Raw genomic sequence first — 19,272 nt, 5'->3', positions numbered from 1 at the left:
ACATCAAAAGCCGGAAATCTCAAAATAATTGAGGCATACTAATCCAATAGTACGCCTCAATTATTACTGTTTGGTAAAATTCACTACTAATTTTTGAGTCTTAAGTTTCTGGTAACTCGCCAAGGTTGTGATTGACGTTACCCACCATACCACTATCATAAATATTGATTGTGCTATCATTCTGGCGCTCAGTTGGGGCGCTAGTCTGTTTGCCTTTGTCACGCGAATCTTTATTATAAGCAATCAGCGCGTCGTTATCCGCCAAAAAGCTATCAGAATTGGCCATGACCCACATCTGATTAAACACATCGGCACGCGCACTATTATTAAGTAATGCGCCTTCATCGGTAAAATAAAAGAACTTCGATAACAGCTTGATTTGACCATCATCTAAACGGCGCGCGATATGATAAGGTTGTAGCTGGCTAGGATGCTCAAGTCCTACCGCCCCAACGATACTAGCAAGTGACTTAACCGTATTCTTATGGAAGCTGGCGACGCGCTCTGCTTTACTTGGCACATCAAGCGCTTTTTGACGATGCGGATCTTGAGTGGCAACCCCAGTTGGGCAAGTATTAGTATGGCAGGAGCGTGATTGAATACAGCCAACCGCAAACATAAAGCCGCGAGCTGAATTACACCAGTCAGCACCTAATGCAATCATCCGTGCTATATCAAAACCTGAGACGATCTTGCCACTCACCCCAAGTTTGATTTTGTCACGGATGCCAGCACCCACTAAAGTGTTATGGACTAATAAAAACCCATCTACCATCGGCATACCGACATTATCCATAAACTCAACGGGCGCAGCTCCCGTACCGCCTTCAGCGCCATCAATGACGATAAAGTCAGGATAGTTATCGGCCTCAATCATAGCTTTTACAATCGCCATAAACTGCCATGGCTGACCTATGCATAATTTGAAGCCAACAGGCTTGCCACCTGATAGCTCACGTAATTGCTGCCAAAAACCGACCAGCTCACGCGGCGTACTAAAAGCGGTATGCGTCGCAGGAGAGACGCAATCTTGACCCATCGGTACTTGACGAGTATCGGCAATTTCCTCAGTGATTTTGGAGCTCGGTAGTACGCCACCTTTACCAGGCTTTGCCCCTTGTGAGAGTTTAATCTCAATCATTTTTACTTGATCATCTACCGCCTTTTCGGCAAAAGATTGTGGATCAAAATTACCCTGCGCGTTGCGGCAGCCAAAGTAACCCGTACCTAGCTCCCAAATCAAATCGCCACCGAATTTGCGATGATAGGGACTAATCGCGCCCTCTCCAGTATCATGGGTAAAGCCGCCGAGTTTAGCACCTTGATTGAGCGCCATAATGGCATTGGCAGAGAGACTACCAAAGCTCATCGCTGAGATATTAAAGACCGACATATCATGTGGCTGCTTGCAGCGCTCGCCACCAACTATAATACGAAAGTCTTTATTCTTTAGCGGCTGACTAACGGCTGACTGCAAAAACCACTCTTTACCATGCGCATATAAGTCATCAAGTGTACCAAAAGCATTAGTATCGCTAACATTTTTAGCCCGTTGATACACCAGCGCGCGCTGCTGACGAGAGAAAGGCACTTGCTCTTTGTCATCCTCTAGCAGGTATTGACGAATCTCAGGCCGGAAGTCCTCCAGCACGTAACGTATATGACCCGCTACTGGGTAGTTCCTCAAAATGGCATGTTTAGACTGCACCATATCATAAATGCCTAGCACCATACCTAAGCCACCGATGACGATCAGCCACCAATTGGTTAGCACTATGCCAACTATAAACAGCACGATGGCAACACCGAAAACGCTATAACGTAGCAATAGACCGACTATATAAGGCGAGTCTTGTTTGAGTTCGGGGTTGAGGTTAGTACGAGATTGAGGCATAGCGAGGCTCGGCAGCAAATGAAACAAAAATATAAAACGAAAAAACGCGGCAATAAATAAAATTAATACCAAACCGCAAATGAAATGACTACGATATTCTGGTTTTAATGTCTTATTGGCGCGTATATTATCGAGCTATTATAACATGGTTAACTCTGAAATTAGGTAACGACGTGCTAACGTAAAACATAGAATCAGTACAGCTAACCAATCACCCTCACCAAAGTTTTATTCTCAGCAATCTGCTCAAATTTAATATCAACAGATAAGAACTGCTCAATCAGCCAAGCCTGGGTTTCGGCATGCTGACTAATCACTCGCGCAGTAAACTCGCCACCACCTGCTAGCGCCAAGGGTAATAACAGCTGATCGGTTAGATACTCATCGACTAGCGCATCCGTTTTGAACACATAACGCTTAACTAAGCCTGCCAAGCGATTGCCTACTTTCTCCGCTGAAGTGCGTTTTGCGCCAAGTAAGGTGAAAACCTCATTATGGAGCTTTTCATTATTAGTAATTTGATGCGTCACTTTTGCATAGCAAGTATTGCCTTCGCCAATGGCTTGTAATTTATTAGACTGAGTCTTTATTATTGCCTCATTAATACCTGCTTCAATAAATACTGATTTTGCGCTGGCAAGCTCGCGGGTACAGATGTCATAGTCGAGATTAACGATGCTGGCAACTAGCTCAATATTCGTCAATTTACCACGCTCGGTAAGCTCAAACGGTGCGGTATCAGCACGGCGCATAAACGGCATGATGGTTGCTGTAATTTCACCACCACCAATAGGTGCAAACCCTGCTTTGATCAATTGGACATCGACTTGCATACCGAGTTTCGCCAGTGCTGGCACGAAGGCTAGCTGCAAAAAATCCACTGTTGGCGCTAGTGGATTATGCGTACCGCCTTTAATGGTGACGGTCGATGGCGCAGTACTGTCAGTATTGGCAAATAGTAGGGCAGGGAGCACCGTTTGAAGCACTAGCGTCGTACTACCTGCCGAGCCAATATCAAAGCTATAGTCGCCTGACTTGATGCTATTTGGCGTAAAGCTCAATGCTGTACTACCTAAATGCGCACCTGTAACGCTGGCATTTGAGATCTGTTGCGCGGCTTGCACACAGACTAAGTGTTGACGCATCAGACCAGATTTGGCGCGACCTGCTCGAATATTAGTGATTTCAATAGGAATGCCCGTCAGCATCGATAGTGATAGGGCGGTACGAATAATCTGTCCGCCGCCTTCGCCTGTGTTGCCGTCTATTTTTAGAAATTTGGTTTTAGCTGTGGTCATAATGGTTTTCTTTATTATTTGATGGTATCTATGGCATAAGTATAAAATTTTTATAGGATAATGAAGAGTATTAAAAATAAATTGAAACCGACCGTCAGTGTCTGGTAATAAGGTCTAAATAGTAACTTGTGATAAGTGACTTATGCAGAGCATCGACTGGCCTTTATCGGTCTGCGCTACTGCATTGGTACGGTGAACCCGTTCAATCAACACGGTCAATTCAGTGATAAGTTGGCTAGCATCAATCATAAGCTCATTTGGGTCCTCAGATGGCGTATCGCCTTCTTGAACTTTGACATTGGCTTTGATACGACCTTTAAGTTGGGCAAGCTTTTTTTGCATATCGCTACGGATTAGTAGGGCTTCTGCGAGTTTCATTTTAGTTCTCTCTTATTATTAAAAATTCTTTTACTTGATAATAATTTTTGATATAAAAATTAAATTAAGAATAACGTTTAATTTAAAAAATTTTAGAAGTATAATCAACATAATTTTGGTTGTTTTACTTTTTATAAGGAATGTAAATTGAAAAAAGTTCTTAGTCCATTGGTGATTTGTTCTGCATTAGTATTGTCGGCCTGTGGTGGTGATAGTGATAGTTCATCAGATACCAGCAACAACGGCTTCGTTGGATACAAGACATTAGTAAGCGGTAATAGATATATGTGTTCTACTAGAGAAGCAAATAGTCTATGTGAAGACGATAAAACCTGCGCTGCTAACTGCAAGCTAATCGCCACTGATGCTAATCCAGCTAATCCTATTGATCCTTCTGTAACCAATCCTTGCGAGACTGAAGGTGTCAATGTCTATGGTAAAAAAGGTAGCGCTTGTCTAATACCTATCTCTAGCTTTAACAATAGCGAGGGCAAGAGATACAATTTAGTTTGTTCCTCTACTGGTGGAGCTAGTATTGGGAATAGCATCAAAGCAGGCGGTAGTATTAATTTGAACGGCTACAATTTTAGCTGTCGTTAAGCTATTAATTTATCGTTAATAAAAGGGTGCAATTTATTAAGTTGTGCCTTTTTTATTTAAGCTTAAGTAACCTCTTATGAAAAATACAGTTTTATGAAGAATACAGTCTCAACACTTTTTACTATTTTAGTATCTTTTTTGCTTGGCGCTTTTGTTGTATATATTGCGATGAGTAAGCAACAAATGGATGCTGTACTTGTTGGTCAAACAACCTCTCAAGAAACACAACCTGTTCAAACTATAAACGATTCAAGTGGTCAGATTAATAAAGAGGCGGTCATACAATCTCAGCAGATAATCAAACGAGGCGACAGTGGTAAACTTACTACTAACGACTACTCTAAGCAGCAAGCCAAACAACTCATAGATAATATGCCTGATTATGCACTAGAGCAGTACGTAAATAAGTTTATGGCAGCAGACGCCAGCGACGTTATTCAAAATAAAAGACGCTTTGCAGGACGTGCTGTTGAAGAGCTTTATAATGAAAACGATAATCAAAAGCTAGTTGGTAATGCCAAAGTAAGTTTTGATTACTTTATGCCAGAAGTAAGTGCTAATACTAATCAAGTTACTAAATTCGCTAAAATTTACGCACATCTTGATACTCGTGGCGAAATCCCTACCGACAAATATGTCTTCGTCAAATGGATAAATAATCAGACAGGCCAAGTCCTATTGTTTGAGAAAAAAAATATTTCAGCCAACAGTGATCATAATTGGGTAAGCTTTATTCCTACTGAGGGCTGGCAAGCAGGTAGTTATGACGTACGTTTTTATCAGTTTAATTCAGAATTACAGCCTATCGCGCAAATCACTTATAATATTTACGAAGTGGTTGATTTAAACTAAATTAGCCAATAGGCGACAAAGTTACATTTTTCAATTAGTCTTTAAGCTGAGCGAGCTTTTTTTGCATATCGCTACGAATAAATAGGGCTTCTGATAGTTTCATTTTGGTTCTCTCTTATTTCTTAATAATTAAAAATCACCCCAAAACTTAATATGTCTTGGTTTGTCTAGTTTTATAAAATCATTCGATAACTCAAAATGAAACTCATTAGCAAGATAGTGTGCTAAATCATATCCATAGTAAATGATGTCTGTCTGATAAATAGAAAAGACAGGGTTAGCAGCTTTATAAGGTTTACTAGGAATATAGCGATGCGAGCGAATCGGTATCATTTTAGGATAAGTTTTATAATGACGTTTAGCAGTAGCTATATTTTCGCTAACATTATCAGACTTTGTGCCCCATTCCTCTATCCAAAATCCATTTTTCTCTATATCAAATACCATTCCATCAAAAGGCCAGTCCAGTTTTTTGCGGATAGCAATGGCCTCACTTTTTGACTTTAGACCTGATCGCCAGTTGACAAAATCATTAGATACAGGCAGCTCTTTTTGCAAAAAATACAGTAGATCAGGAGGAAACTTTAAATTGAATTTATTTTCAATTTGTTGCACTTCTTCATCAGATAGTCCATGTTCGAATTTAACTTTTTTGGCTTTAAGTTTTCTTATGATTTCTATAGTTTGAGCATGTTTCATAGTGTTTTCCTTTTAATCATTGCTAAAACCATTCATGACCAATAACTTTCCAGATTTCATCGCCATAACCATTGAGATTTTTAGGCATGTTAGGATTACCTAGATAGTCAATATTTTGTGAACGCATAAATTCTACAATGCTCGATTTCAATGCTTCGCAAAACTTCAGTCTATCGAAGTGAAATTTGTCTGCGCTATTTGCAGTAGGTAACCCCAAAACTAACCAGTCCATTGGTGGGTTTGGTGAAACCTTGAATTTAACCTCACGGCTGTAGTCATCGATTACGAAGTAATGCACGTTCCTCAAAGGCTCTTGTTGTAATACAAAACCAATCTCAACTAAGTTTAGAATATTTTTGAAAAGATCTAAAAATTCACACTTTAATATAGCTTTTTGATTAACATTAAATTCAATGTAATAAAAGCCCTGTAAATAGCCAATTTCGAAAACTATTTTATCTAATTGCATCGCTTGACACCCCATTCTCAACTTGGTATGAAACATTGTAGGTTGGTGTGGAGCTTGCGACACCCAACGATTTAATTTAGCAATTTGTTGGGTCTCGTTCCTCGACACCAACCTACGTAAGACACGAAAGCTGTGCTTATGTGCGAGGGACGAGCACCGAGCTGAACTTTTAAAGAAAGCAAAATTATGAAAAGCATATTTACCAGCGTTTAAAGAACTCAAATGTTGAGGCCATGCTTTTTAAGCTTTTGCTTTTTTAGCTAAGCACATAGCCTCTAACAATCTTACGCCTAGCCCTTAACACAAACCACCTGCCGCAAGGTATGGACCACTTCTACTAAGTCACGTTGGGCGTGCATCACATCATCGATGTTCTTATAGGCCGCTGGGATTTCGTCAATCACTGAGGCATCTTTACGGCATTCCACCCCTTCAGTTTGCGCGATTTGATCGGTTACGGTAAATTGTTTTTTGGCTTGCGTCCGTGACATCACCCGACCTGCGCCATGTGAGCAGGAGCAGAACGATTCTTCGTTACCTTTACCACGGACGATAAAGGATTTTGCGCCCATTGAGCCTGGGATGATACCGTATTCACCAATGCGGGCACGCACTGCGCCTTTACGAGTGACAAACACGGATTCGCCGTAATGCTCTTCTTTTTCGACATAATTATGGTGACAGTTCACTGCTTTAACCTTGGCATCAAAAGGCTTTGTGATAATTTGACGCAATGCTTTAATCGCGTTTTCCATCATGATTTCACGGTTTTTAAAGGCAAAACGCTGCGCCCAACCCACGGCAAACCAATAATCATCAAAGTGTTCTGTACCTTCTGCAAAATAAGCCAAATCTTTATCAGGCAAGTTGATAAACCACTTACGCATATCCTCACGCGCCAGCTCGATAAAGTAGCGACCAATAGCGTTACCGACACCGCGTGAGCCTGAATGTAGCATAATCCATACTTGATTGGTCTCATCCAAGCACACTTCGACAAAGTGGTTACCAGTACCTAGCGTTCCCAAATGCTTTAGGTTATTGGTATTTTTTAGACGCGGATGCTTTTGGCATAGATAGTTAAAGTCATCCGCTAGCGTTCCCCAGCCATTCATTACCGTATCATCAGGATTTGTCCATGAACCTTTATCGCGACGTCCACGTGGCGTACGTCCGTGCGGAATGGCTTTTTCAAGCTCGGTACGTAGACCCAGCAAGTTATCAGGCAAATCATTGGCATTCAGCGTGGTTTGCACTGCCATCATGCCACAACCGATATCGACACCGACCGCTGCTGGGATAATCGCTTCTTTGGTCGGAATCACGCTACCGATAGTCGCACCCATACCCAAATGTACATCGGGCATCACTGCCATCCATTTATAGATAAACGGCATTTTTGAGGTATTAATCAGCTGCTCGCGCGCTTGGTCTTCGACAGGGACACCCTGCGTCCATAGACGAATCGGCGTACCACCTTCTTGGATTACATTGTGGTTAGACGGTTGCATGGGTTTGCTCCTTAGCTTATAAAATGATTTATCTGTACTTTATATACTGCTAAGGGTGTGCCAAGTTTTAAATAGTTTTGATTTAAATTTATAAGTTATTGATTTGTTTTAAATAAATATTTGTTAGTTAGATTGAAATAAGTTGCGCTAAATTTATATAAAATTAAAATGTTAGATATATTTCTATAATAATAGAATTTAATATAAGATATTAGCTTATCTGATATTAGGCTACTTAATTAAATGACTAATAAAACCGCCGTTATAGGCTTTCTCGGCACCACCTTAGATAACGGATTTAATGATAAGCGTTGGCAGCGCTGGCGTCCGACAGTTAGCTTAGGCTTGCATGATGAACTACTCGTTGATGAGTTGCACATTCTCTATAGCAGGCGTGATAAGCGACTGTTTAAGATAGTGGTTGATGACGTAGCGAGAGTTAGTCCGCAAACGCAAGTAATTGGTCATCATGTGGCGCTATCAAGCCCGTGGGATTTCGCTGATGTCTATGCCGAACTTTATGACTTTGTCGCAAGCTTTAACTTCAATGCGCAGACCGATTATCTACTGCATCTCACCACGGGCACTCACGTAGCGCAGATTTGCTGGTTTTTATTAGTTGAAGCGGGATTTATTCCTGCGAACTTTATTCAAACCTCGCCTTGTCCTAGGCCTGACCAAGCGGACCCGCAAGGCCGTTATCAAGTTATCGATTTAGACGTTTCGCGTTATGACAGCTTACGGGCGCGTTTTGAGGCGGAAAAGGCACAGCATTGGCAAACATTGCAAGCCAATCTAGTTACCCAAAATGCTGCTTATAAGCAATTGATATCTGATATTGAAAAGGTCGCCACTCGTTCAACAGCGCCAATACTATTAATGGGTGCGACAGGGGCAGGTAAGTCGCAGCTGGCCAGCCAAATCTATGCCATTAAAAAGGCGAAAGCCGATAGCGCTACCCAAGCTAAATATGCGCTCGATAAATTCGTTGAGGTTAATTGCGCAACGCTACGTGGTGATACCGCAATGAGTGTATTATTCGGTCATGTGAAGGGTGCGTTTACAGGCGCTGCTGCTAGTCGGGAAGGGCTGCTAAAATCTGCCGATGGTGGTCTGTTATTCTTAGATGAAATAGGCGAGCTGGGTCTTGATGAGCAAGCCATGCTATTGACCGCACTAGAGGAACAGCGCTTTTATCCATTAGGTAGTGATACGCCGATTAACGTCTCGTTTCAGTTAATGGCAGGCACCAATAAGGACTTGCGCCAAGCAGTCGCCAATGGCGAGTTTCGTGCGGATTTGTTTGCGCGGTTGAATACGTGGACGTTCTTTTTGCCATCGCTTAAGGATCGGTTAGAGGATTTGCCCGCTAATATCGATTATGAGCTGGCGCGTTTAGGTAGCGAACAGCAGCAACAATATCGCTTTGAGCCGAGTGCACGACAGTTGTATGAAGACTTTGCAATGAGTCCACAGGCAACATGGCAAGGCAATTTTCGAGATTTGACTGCTAGTATGATTCGCTTGACTACGCTTGCCGATAGCAAAGTGATTAGAGTAGTGGGTGTACAAGCAGAAATTGAACGTTTGACTGAGCTATGGTCATCATCGATAGACATACAGTCTAAAAATAGCCTAAGTAATATAAATTCTGATGCGCAGACTAATTTTTTATTTGATCCTAAGCAATTAAAACACAGCACCAATGAGATTTTAGAATCTCATCTGGATGAAATAACCTTAGCTGAATTAGACCCTTTTGATGCGGTGCAATTGGCTTATGTGATTAAAGTTTGTATTGATCATAAAAATCAAGCCACAGCAGGGCGCTACCTTTATGCTAACTCAAGGGATAAACTCAAAAGTCCGAATGATAGCGATAGATTACGTAAGTATCTGATGAAGTTTGGGCTTAAGTTCGATGAGTTATCATTTTAATAAAGGTAATAAGTATTTGACGCACTTGTTACCTTTGTTATTTACACTATTCTCTATTCTAGGTACACCCACTTATTATGAATAATTCTGCTGATTTCACGCCAAAAGATGATGATGTATTCGGTCGTATTGCCAATCGCTATGATATCCTTTGTGATTTATTTAGTTTTGGTATTCACAGGTTTTGGAAGCGTAGGGTTGCTTGTATCATTGGCCACTCGCCTTGGCAAAACCTATTAGATGTGGCTTCAGGTACAGGTGATATCGTCTATCGAATTTTGCAACAGCGGCAATTTAGTAGTGCTACGGATAACTTGCATCATATTATCGTCTCAGATATAAGTGTGCAAATGCTGGATAAGGCTAAAGAGAAAATGACTAACTACAGTGCGAACACTTCATTTATGCCTTTAGACGCTGAAAATATGATACAGATTGAGAGCGCCAGCCAAGATGTGGTATCTATCTCTTTAGGATTGAAAATATGTGATAGACATAAGGCATTGCAAGAAGCTTATCGAGTATTAAAAGCAGAGGGTAGGCTAGTCGTTTTAGAAGCTTCTAACATTCCTATTAACTGGATTCATAAATTATATTTAGGATATATGTCAGTGGTAATGCCACTGATTGGTTGGCTGGCAACGGGTGGTGACAGCTCAGCTTATCAGTACTTGCTTAAGGGCGTAAAAGACTTCCCTAGTGCCGAAGTCTTAGCGCAAGAGATGAAAGATATTGGCTTTGGTGAGGTCAATTTTGAGCGCTTAAGCTTTGGCATTGTCGCTATTCATATGGCACGTAAACTATAGTCAAGCTACTGCTATGATATGCACACACGCTCAATCGCTGCTATTTTCAAAGTCATAGCCTTTGACCGCTGGCGTGCTTTTAGAGAAATCAATTTGATAGTTATGAGTCTGATCTTTATCATCGATAAGTCCATTACCGTCACTGTCTGAGCGAGTGATAAAATAATAACGCGATAGTTGTGGTAGCCATTTGGTGGTTTGGATAAATTCATTATCAGGATGCAGTTTGAGCAACTTATCCCCTTTATCGTCACTCATATACAGCGCTTGTTGCTTCAATAAATTTTTATCTTTGGCATCTTTTTGATTTAGCATCTCATTAATATGATAGATAGCATGCTTAAATAAAGTGTTTACGGTCTCAAAACGCGGCGTTCTATAAACTTCGTCTGTAGCATTATCAGACTCTATATCTGTCACGATATTAGCGTCCACAATAGCATCATCATTTGAATTTATTTTTAAAATACGTTTTTTGGTGATATGAGGAATGAAGATACTACGGATAATAAAGCTATCGTCATCCAGTAACTTTTTTTCTACGCCAGTTGCGAGGTCTTCAAAAACAATATTGCTGAGGTAGGTCTGATAGGTATAAGGCTCCGTTTCTGCAAAAATGGTAGGTTGCCATTTATCCCTAGATTTTATACTACTTAAACTTTCATCCTGCTCAGCAGTCAAGCTAAGCGGCGAGATCGGATGAAGCAGAGTAGGCCAGCCTTTAATATAGTGCGGGAACTCAATTTGCGTGGCGATTGGCGCTGGAGTAGCAGTACTGGCATCTGAATTATCAGTCTGAGTTGGACTATCAGTTTGAATGTTGTCTGTAGCGTCAGGGTTATTATTGGGCTGACAAGCACTAAGCATTAGCATAGCTGCTAAACTAATGCCAAAAGATAGTGCCGATTTCGCTAAATTCTTATTATAATGAGTCATGCGCATTCCTATATAACTTTTTATATTCGGTATATTTAATCATACGCATATGATTTAACATTTCAACGAAGTTAAATGGAAAGTTGATGGAATAGATATAGCTATGCTACTTTTATTTAAATCCCATTCCCAATCTGTTCAGCCAATGTCTGCAACTTAGGCACTATCATTGCTGCATATTCCTTTGCATCCCAGTTCGCTCTTGGCACGCTAGCGTTCAACGAGTAGCCATAATGTCCTGTCGTTACATCAAATACCCCAACGGCTACTGCTAAGATATCTGCTGAATACTCGCCATCAGATAGTGTATAGCCGTGAGTTTGGTGATATTGCGCTGATTTTACTAGAGTCGCTCTTGCCTGAAGAGCATTCGCTTCACTGAGTCGATTTCGCAAATTAGCATCAATAACACTCTGTCTAGTCAATGAGCTTACGGCATAAAATGCCCGACCAATAGCGGTATCAGCAATAGGGACAGCGGAGCCCACTTGCAGATTTACCGATAGCCGTGCAGGGCTACGATAGCAGGCTAAATAACGCATCTCTCCTTCAATCTCGGTGGCTAAATTCACTGACACTTCATTGTCTAACGCAAACTGACGCAATAGAGGCTCTGCAAATGCCACCAAATCATGCTGACTCCAAGCGCTAGCGCTTAAACGAACCGCACTGCTGCCTAGCTGATATTGACCCTGCGCAGTGGTACGCAAGAATCCAAGGGTAGTCAACGTATAAATCAGTCGCGTAACGGTGGCTTTGGGTAGCCCAGTCATCTGACACAACTGTTGATGGCTTATTTGCGGTTGATGCTCAAATGCAGAGAGCAACAGTAAACCACGGCCAAGCGCGGTGATAAATCGCCGATCTTCAGCTTCTTTACTGTGTATGAGCTGGTTATTAATGTTCTCTAATAAAAGCGTGTTTTTTATCATTTTATAGCCATAGTTAGCGATAGGGGTTTACAGCAGTCTATAATTCTGCTTAAATGGTTTCATAATATGAAACTAAGTTTCGCATAGTGGAACTAGTAAAGCAAGCAGCAAATTTAAGATAAGTAAATTAACGCTTAATACTCATATTCACAGTTCTATTATAAATATAGCGTTTTACCCTCTATTAACGCCTATACCACGCAAACCCGTCAAGGAGCACGATATGACAGAACCTACTAGCCTACGTACTACTACCAGCCCAAGTTTCGATTGGGAAGATCCGTTTTTATTACGCGATCAGTTGACGGATGAAGAGCGTATGGTCACCGATACCGCGCACCAGTTTTTTCAAAGAGAGCTGATGCCTAATATCGTTGAGGCCAATCGCAATGAGGTTTTCGATCGTAATATCATGCGTCAAATGGGTGAGATGGGTCTGCTTGGTGTGACTATTGAGGGCTATGATTGCGCGGGTATGTCCAGTGTCGCTTATGGTTTACTGGCTAAAGAAGTGGAAGCGGTTGACTCAGGCTACCGCTCAGCGATGAGTGTGCAGTCAAGCTTGGTTATGCATCCTATCTATGAGTACGGCACTGAGGAGCAACGAGAAAAATTCTTGCCCAAATTAGCATCTGGCGAATACGTAGGCTGCTTTGGCTTGACTGAGCCGGACTCAGGCTCAGATCCTGCCTCTATGTCAACGCGTGCACGTAAAGTCGCTGGCGGTTATGAGATGACTGGCACGAAGATGTGGATTACCAACAGTCCTATCGCTGATGTATTCGTCGTTTGGGCTAAGGATGATGAGGGTATTATCCGTGGCTTTATATTAGAAAAAGGCATGAAAGGCTTATCAGCGCCCAAAATTAGCGGTAAGTTTTCACTACGTGCCTCGGTGACAGGTGAGATTGTCATGGACAAAGTGTTCGTCCCTGAAGCCAATGCCTTTCCAGATATTCGTGGACTCAAGGGACCCTTTGGTTGCTTAAACAAAGCCCGTTATGGTATTGCTTGGGGCTCGATGGGGGCTGCAGAATTTTGTTGGAAAGCCTCGCGTCAATATACTTTAGATCGTAAGCAGTTTGGTCGTCCACTGGCCGCAAATCAGCTCATACAATTAAAGCTTGCTAATATGCAAACGGAGATTACTTTAGGCTTGCAAGCGGCTCTACGAGTCGGCCGCCTGATGGACGAGCACAATGCAGCGCCTGAGATGATCTCGCTGATTAAGCGTAACAACTGCGGCAAAGCGCTCGATATCGCTCGTGTCGCCCGTGATATGCATGGTGGTAACGGTATCTCTGATGAGTTTCATATCATCCGTCACGTCATGAACTTAGAAGCGGTCAATACTTATGAGGGTACTCATGATATCCATGCGTTGATCTTAGGTCGTGCTCAGACGGGTATCCAAGCGTTTTACTAAGACGTTTTAGTTAATCATAACAAGCGTGCGCTACTGTTCAGCTCTTAATATAGCGTTCAGCAACGTACGCTTTTTATTGGCTATTGATTACCAAAAAATCTATCAAAAGCGCTTATCAATTATTAATAGCAGCTTTTAAGTAAAAAATAATAGATGGCTTAATAAAAGTGCGCAAAGATTTATTAAGATATAGGAGGTTTTATGACCACAAATGCGGTTAATGCCAATAGTGATAACAATGATAATAGTGTCAATAATGACAAGGGCGCTTTGCACGGTATAAAAGTTTTAGATTTATCTAGAGTATTAGCAGGGCCATCTTGCACTCAAGTATTGGCGGATTTAGGCGCAGAAGTTATAAAAGTTGAGCGTCCACATATTGGTGATGAGACGCGACATTGGGCACCGCCTGCTTTTAGTGATGACACCTCCGCTTATTATGCGACGATTAATCGCAATAAAAAATCACTCACTGTGGATATCACTACGCCAGCTGGGCAAACCATTATTAAACAGCTGATAGCCGATAGCGACATTTTGGTAGAGAACTTTAAGGTTGGAGGTCTAAAGAAATATGGTTTGGATTACGCCAGTCTTAAGCAAGAAAATCCACGCTTGATATATGCGTCTTTGACTGGTTTTGGACAGACTGGCCCTGATGCTAAGCTGCCCGGTTATGATTATATTATCCAAGGGCTATCAGGATTAATGAGTATTACTGGACCGAGCGCTGGTGAACCGCACAAAGTCGGGGTCGCCGTCGTTGACTTATTTGCAGGTTTGCAGCTGACGATAGGTATTCAAGCTGCCTTGATAGCACGGCAACATAGCGGGCGTGGACAGCATGTCGATGTGGCACTGCTCGACAGTGCGCTGGCGATGCTGGCTAATGTCGGCATGAATCATTTAGCTTCGAACAAGATTCCGCCCAGACTTGGCAATCAGCATCCTAATATCGTCCCTTATCAAGTGTTCGCAGGTGAGGGCGATCAGCACTTTATCTTAGCTTGTGGCAACGACAGCCAGTTCGCTAAGCTATGCGCAACATTAGAGGTTAGTTGGCATCGGGATGAGCGTTTTGTTACTAATCCAGCACGAGTAAAGCATCGCAAACTACTATGTGAATGGTTAAGTAAAAAGTTTGCTCAGCAGCCTCGGGCGTATTGGTTACGGACACTATCACAAGCAGGTGTCCCTGCGGGTGCTATTCATAATGTCGCTGAAGCCTTGGCTATGCCACAAGCGCAGGCGCGTGAGATGATTGTTGATTTTGCTGCACAAGGTAGTCCAGTGCGAGCATTAGGAAATCCGATTAAGCTATCAGCATCGCCCGTCAGTTATCGTACGCCGCCACCACGATTGAGTGAGCATACCGATAGTACGCTGGCATCACTTGGCTATGACAGCGAGATGATTGCTAAGCTTAGAGCGGATGGCATTGTTTAGTAGTTACTCCTTTACAGTCTTGCTAATTAAGGGAGTGTTTAGGCGTAACATTATCCAGTTATGCTGAGTGCGCGGCATGAAAGCCCAGACGCTGCTCTATCTGTTCAGCCAGCTCAATGAGAGCGGCACTGACCTCAGCTCGTTTGGACTCGTACTCTGCTTGCAAAAAGCTGACTGCCATCCCTATAGTAGCATTGCCTGAAGCATTGCGGATATAAGTGCCTAAGCAATACATGCCATCGCGTAGCTGTCCATCGTCGAGCGAGATACGACTACCGTTAATAGTGCTAAGCTCAGCAGATAATTTGACAAAGCTATCTACACCATTTTGGGTGATGGGCGAAGGAAACTTGCTTTCATATATAGACTCAATAGTCTGCATAGATAGGGTAGAGAGCATAGCTTTACCCGTGGCCGAAAACACCGCAGGCACTCGTACGCCAGCACGGAAAGTAAATCCTAAAGAGGCAGGAGCTTCGTGACAGGCCAAAAACACCACCTCACCCAAGTCAAGCTTGGATAAAGTTACCGTATGCTGTAGTAGTACAGGATACTGGATAATTAAGTCTTTGAATAACTGTATGACACCTTGCTGCTGCTCATATTTACCAGCCCAATATAATAGATAGGAGCCCAAATGAAAGCGGCTATCAGCGTCTTTGTAGATCACATGTTTGGCGAGCAAACTTTGTAAAATATTATGAGTAGAGCTACGAGGCAAGTCTAATTGCCGAGCGATATGCGCAGCTGTTAGCGGCTGACCACTATCAGTAATCAAATCTAATATTTGAAAAGTCTTGTCCAAAGCGGGAACGGCGGTAGTGCTCATATATTTCCTATGCCCTAAAAATGGTGACCACAGCCATCATAATAATATTAATAATAAAGGTTGCAAAGTACAGCCTATCGTTCCTATAATGAGTCTCATATATAGAACATGTGTTCAGCATATTGAACAATGTATAGTATAGAATAAATTACTGGTTATCAATCATTTATTGAATCATAACTTATATTCTTTAGAAACGAACGAATAATAAAATTAATAAGCTTGCAGCTAAGGCTTAACGACAAGGAGCGTCTGGATGTCAAACACATCAGCGAAAACAAAATCTAATCTATCTAATCCAAGCTTATTTAAGCAGCAGTGCCTTATCAAAGATGGCTGGTACGGTGCTAGTGATGATGCCACTATTGACGTCACCAATCCGTTTAGTGGCGATGTCATTGGTACTGTCCCAAGCTTGACGACCCAAGATGTCAATGATGCGGTGAGCTATTCTCATGAAGTACAAGTTGCCTGGGCGGCCAAAACCGCGCAAGAGCGTAGCATGCTATTACAGAAGTGGGCTGATCTTATTGATGCTAACTGTGAGGATCTAGCGATTATCATGACCGTTGAGCAAGGTAAGCCTCTGAGCGAATCTCGCGGCGAGATTGGTTATGCCAATAGTTTTATTCGTTGGTTCGCTGAAGAAGGCAAACGAGTCTATGGTGATGTCATTCCTTCTAGCAAAGCAGAGCTGCGCTATGTCATTCTAAAGCAGCCTGCTGGGGTTTGTGCGGCGATTACTCCTTGGAACTTTCCTGCAGCGATGATTACTCGTAAAGCGGCACCGGCACTGGCAGCAGGTTGTACGATGATTATCAAGCCTGCTACCGAAACTCCGTTTTCGGCACTAGCTATAGTCGCTTTAGCTGAGCAAGCGGGTATTCCAGCTGGCGTGATTCAAGTGGTTACTGGTAAGTCTTCAGTCATCGGCGACATCCTGACCGGTGATGCGCGTATTCATAAGCTATCTTTTACAGGGTCTACCGAAGTCGGTCGTACCTTAATGGCGCAGTGTGCGCCAACGATCAAAAAGCTATCGCTAGAGCTAGGCGGTAACGCGCCTTTTATCGTCTTTGAAGATGCCGATTTAGACAAAGCTGCTGATGGCTTGATTGCTTCTAAGTATCGCAATGCCGGTCAGACGTGTGTTTGTGCCAACCGTGTCTATGTACAGGACAGCATCAAAGAAAAATTCTTAGACATCTTCATCAAAAAAGTCGCTGAGCTAAAAGTCGGTAATGGGCTAGATGAAGGGGTTAACGTCGGTCCTTTAATTAATGAAAAAGCACTAGAGAAAGTACAAGCATTACTAAAAGACGCTTTGGATAAAGGGGCTACTTTAATCACTGGTGGCAGCACTAATAATGCCTCAGCGCTCAGTTACAACCCGACAGTAATCAGCGATATTAGCAGCGACATGGATATCGCAAGTGAAGAGATATTTGGCCCTATCGCACCGATATTTACCTTCTCAAGCGAAGAAGAAGTTATTCATGCCGCTAACGATACTATTTATGGCCTAGCCGCTTATTTTTATACTAGTGATTATGCGCGGGCATGGCGCGTCACTGAAAGCTTAGAGTACGGTATGGTCGGTCATAATACGGGTATGATTTCTACTGAAGTCGCTCCGTTTGGTGGCGTTAAGCAGTCAGGGTTTGGCCGCGAAGGCTCAAAATACGGCATAGAAGAATATGTCGTGACTAAGTACTGGTGTTCAGACATCAGCTAGCTTTATTCGTTAAATAAATCACTAATCACATAACTTTTATATCTAAAATACAGAAAAGGACATTCTTATGACGACTACAGCCACCAATAAATCGTTACTTGAGCGCCGCAAAGCAGTACTACCCACTGGACTTGGCATCGCGTTTCCTATCTTTGCAGAAAAAGCCAAAAACTCAGAAGTTTGGGATGTTGAAGGCAATCGCTATATCGACTTTGTTGGTGGTATCTCGGTACTGAATACGGGTCATAGCCATCCTAAGATCACTCAGCGCGTCCGTGAGCAGCTCGATAAGTTTACTCACACCGCCGCGCAAATGATCAACTATGAATGCTATGTTGAGCTGGCTGAAAAGCTATGCGAAAAAGCGCCGATTAGCGGTGATAAAAAGGCATTATTTTTGACCACTGGCGCAGAAGCGGTCGAAAACTGCATCAAGATCGCCCGTGCTAAAACAGGTCGTCCTGGTATTATCTCTTTTGTTGGCGGCTGGCATGGTCGTACATTGATGTGCATGGGCTTGACGGGTAAAGTCATACCGTACAAAAAAGACTTTGGCCCTATGCCAGGCTCTATTTTTCATGCGCTATTTCCTTGTGAAGAGCAAAACGTTACAGAAGCACAAGCATTGCATAGCCTTGAGATGATTTTCCAAGCGTCTATCGATCCTAGTGAAGTGGCTGCGATGATCATTGAGCCTGTGCAAGGCGAGGGTGGTTTCCATCAAGTGACGCCATCATTTGCAAAAGCATTGCGCGCTATTTGTGACGAGCATGGCATTGTATTGATATTTGATGAAGTGCAGTGTGGCTTTGCTAGAACCGGTACATTATTTGCCACTGAGCAATTAGGCGTTGAGCCTGATTTGATGACGTGCGCCAAAAGCCTAGCGGGTGGTTATCCGATCTCAGCTGTTATCGGTCGCGCCGATATTATGGATGCGCCGAAAACAGGTGGTCTTGGCGGTACTTATTCGGGTAATCCACTAGCTTGTGTCGCCGCTTTAGCCGTGATGGAAGTGATTGAGGAAGAGAACCTGCTTGCGCGTAGTATCGAGATTGGCGACAAAATTGAAAAATTTTTAAAAGATATGAGCTTGAGCAGTATTGGTCATATCCGTCACAAAGGCGCGATGCTAGCGTTTGAGATAATCGATAGCGAAGGTAACCCGGATGCCGCCGCGACTGCTCATTTAAAAGCCAAAGCTTTTGAGCATGGGCTATTACTAGCCTCTTGTGGTATGCATGGCAATGCCATCCGCGTCATGGTACCGCTCACTGTCGAAGACGAGGTACTGCAAGAAGGTCTTGATATCATCAAGACTATACTAACCGCTGCATAAGTAGTCGTTTATAAGCGGCTGTTTATAAGCCCTAGTTTATAAGCCCTGATGTATAAGTAATAAGATTTGATAATTCAAATCTTAAGCAAGGCACTGCTTAGCGCTTATGACCTTACGTTTAATATCGGTCTGAGTAACACAACGGCGCCTTGCACGACAAGACGCCGTTGTTGTTTGTAGCATT

General features: G+C 42.7%; 17 protein-coding genes. 8 read left to right on the top strand and 9 right to left on the bottom strand.

Annotated features, from left to right (window positions below; all coding sequences use genetic code 11):
• Nucleotides 1–100: 100 nt before the first annotated feature.
• From ACR63T_RS08780 to ACR63T_RS08770, 3 genes are all read right to left on the bottom strand, one after another.
• Nucleotides 101–1,894 (bottom strand): FMN-binding glutamate synthase family protein, encoded by a 1,794-nt coding sequence (locus ACR63T_RS08780; protein WP_472783729.1) that lies wholly within the window; start codon nucleotides 1,892–1,894, stop codon nucleotides 101–103.
• 203 nt (nucleotides 1,895–2,097) lie between these two features.
• Nucleotides 2,098–3,192: an RNA 3'-terminal phosphate cyclase gene (gene rtcA / locus ACR63T_RS08775; protein WP_472783728.1), complete on the bottom strand. Its 1,095-nt coding sequence runs from the start codon at nucleotides 3,190–3,192 to the stop codon at nucleotides 2,098–2,100.
• Nucleotides 3,193–3,306: 114 nt separating this feature from the next.
• Nucleotides 3,307–3,570, bottom strand: a complete 264-nt coding sequence (locus ACR63T_RS08770; RefSeq protein WP_472783727.1) for a DIP1984 family protein — start codon at nucleotides 3,568–3,570, stop codon at nucleotides 3,307–3,309.
• Nucleotides 3,571–3,717: 147 nt separating this feature from the next.
• Here ACR63T_RS08770 and ACR63T_RS08765 point away from each other — a divergent pair, with 147 nt between their 5' ends.
• Together ACR63T_RS08765 and ACR63T_RS08760 are read left to right on the top strand one after the other, a co-directional pair.
• A complete protein-coding gene (locus tag ACR63T_RS08765; RefSeq protein ID WP_472783726.1) occupies nucleotides 3,718–4,170 on the top strand; it encodes a hypothetical protein in 453 nt (150 codons plus the stop codon).
• A gap of 168 nt (nucleotides 4,171–4,338) precedes the next feature.
• A complete protein-coding gene (locus tag ACR63T_RS08760) occupies nucleotides 4,339–5,022 on the top strand; it encodes a hypothetical protein (protein ID WP_472783725.1) in 684 nt (227 codons plus the stop codon).
• Between the two features lie 129 nt (nucleotides 5,023–5,151).
• Here the strand turns inward: ACR63T_RS08760 and ACR63T_RS08755 are convergent, their stop codons facing one another.
• The 3 genes from ACR63T_RS08755 to ACR63T_RS08745 form a co-directional block, all read right to left on the bottom strand.
• Nucleotides 5,152–5,721: an SMI1/KNR4 family protein gene (locus tag ACR63T_RS08755; RefSeq protein ID WP_201607235.1), complete on the bottom strand. Its 570-nt coding sequence runs from the start codon at nucleotides 5,719–5,721 to the stop codon at nucleotides 5,152–5,154.
• A 22-nt stretch (nucleotides 5,722–5,743) separates the two neighbouring features.
• On the bottom strand, nucleotides 5,744–6,190 hold the full coding sequence (locus ACR63T_RS08750) for a hypothetical protein (RefSeq protein ID WP_201577172.1): 447 nt from the start codon (nucleotides 6,188–6,190) through the stop codon (nucleotides 5,744–5,746).
• A gap of 290 nt (nucleotides 6,191–6,480) precedes the next feature.
• The gene (locus ACR63T_RS08745; protein ID WP_472783724.1) at nucleotides 6,481–7,701 is read right to left on the bottom strand and encodes an RtcB family protein; all 1,221 of its coding nucleotides are present in this window, start codon (nucleotides 7,699–7,701) and stop codon (nucleotides 6,481–6,483) included.
• A gap of 243 nt (nucleotides 7,702–7,944) precedes the next feature.
• On the opposite strand from ACR63T_RS08745, the gene rtcR reads away from it, so the two are divergent.
• A complete protein-coding gene (gene rtcR, locus ACR63T_RS08740; protein WP_472783723.1) occupies nucleotides 7,945–9,639 on the top strand; it encodes an RNA repair transcriptional activator RtcR in 1,695 nt (564 codons plus the stop codon).
• Nucleotides 9,640–9,716: 77 nt separating this feature from the next.
• Nucleotides 9,717–10,445: a ubiquinone/menaquinone biosynthesis methyltransferase gene (locus ACR63T_RS08735; protein WP_472783722.1), complete on the top strand. Its 729-nt coding sequence runs from the start codon at nucleotides 9,717–9,719 to the stop codon at nucleotides 10,443–10,445.
• Nucleotides 10,446–10,475: 30 nt separating this feature from the next.
• On the opposite strand, the gene ACR63T_RS08730 is transcribed toward ACR63T_RS08735, so the two are convergent.
• The gene (locus ACR63T_RS08730; protein WP_472783721.1) at nucleotides 10,476–11,381 is read right to left on the bottom strand and encodes a hypothetical protein; all 906 of its coding nucleotides are present in this window, start codon (nucleotides 11,379–11,381) and stop codon (nucleotides 10,476–10,478) included.
• A 116-nt stretch (nucleotides 11,382–11,497) separates the two neighbouring features.
• Nucleotides 11,498–12,313, bottom strand: coding sequence for an IclR family transcriptional regulator (locus ACR63T_RS08725; protein WP_472783720.1), 816 nt, complete (start codon nucleotides 12,311–12,313; stop codon nucleotides 11,498–11,500).
• A 223-nt stretch (nucleotides 12,314–12,536) separates the two neighbouring features.
• Between ACR63T_RS08725 and ACR63T_RS08720 the strand changes: the two genes are divergently transcribed.
• Both ACR63T_RS08720 and ACR63T_RS08715 read left to right on the top strand, forming a co-directional pair.
• Nucleotides 12,537–13,739, top strand: a complete 1,203-nt coding sequence (locus ACR63T_RS08720) for an acyl-CoA dehydrogenase (RefSeq protein WP_472783719.1) — start codon at nucleotides 12,537–12,539, stop codon at nucleotides 13,737–13,739.
• Nucleotides 13,740–13,940: 201 nt separating this feature from the next.
• Nucleotides 13,941–15,185: a CaiB/BaiF CoA transferase family protein gene (locus tag ACR63T_RS08715; protein WP_472783718.1), complete on the top strand. Its 1,245-nt coding sequence runs from the start codon at nucleotides 13,941–13,943 to the stop codon at nucleotides 15,183–15,185.
• 58 nt (nucleotides 15,186–15,243) lie between these two features.
• Here the strand turns inward: ACR63T_RS08715 and ACR63T_RS08710 are convergent, their stop codons facing one another.
• Nucleotides 15,244–16,014 (bottom strand): IclR family transcriptional regulator, encoded by a 771-nt coding sequence (locus tag ACR63T_RS08710; RefSeq protein WP_305898472.1) that lies wholly within the window; start codon nucleotides 16,012–16,014, stop codon nucleotides 15,244–15,246.
• Between the two features lie 256 nt (nucleotides 16,015–16,270).
• Here ACR63T_RS08710 and ACR63T_RS08705 point away from each other — a divergent pair, with 256 nt between their 5' ends.
• Both ACR63T_RS08705 and gabT read left to right on the top strand, forming a co-directional pair.
• Entirely contained in the window at nucleotides 16,271–17,749 is a 1,479-nt protein-coding gene (locus ACR63T_RS08705) for an NAD-dependent succinate-semialdehyde dehydrogenase (RefSeq protein WP_472783717.1), read from the top strand.
• Nucleotides 17,750–17,816: 67 nt separating this feature from the next.
• Entirely contained in the window at nucleotides 17,817–19,088 is a 1,272-nt protein-coding gene (gene gabT / locus ACR63T_RS08700) for a 4-aminobutyrate--2-oxoglutarate transaminase (RefSeq protein ID WP_472783716.1), read from the top strand.
• Nucleotides 19,089–19,272 lie beyond the last annotated feature (184 nt).

The organism is Psychrobacter sp. M17(2026), from assembly GCF_055699815.1.
Note: the sequence above shows the minus strand (reverse complement) of the source record. Positions and strands in the feature narration are given on the sequence as shown.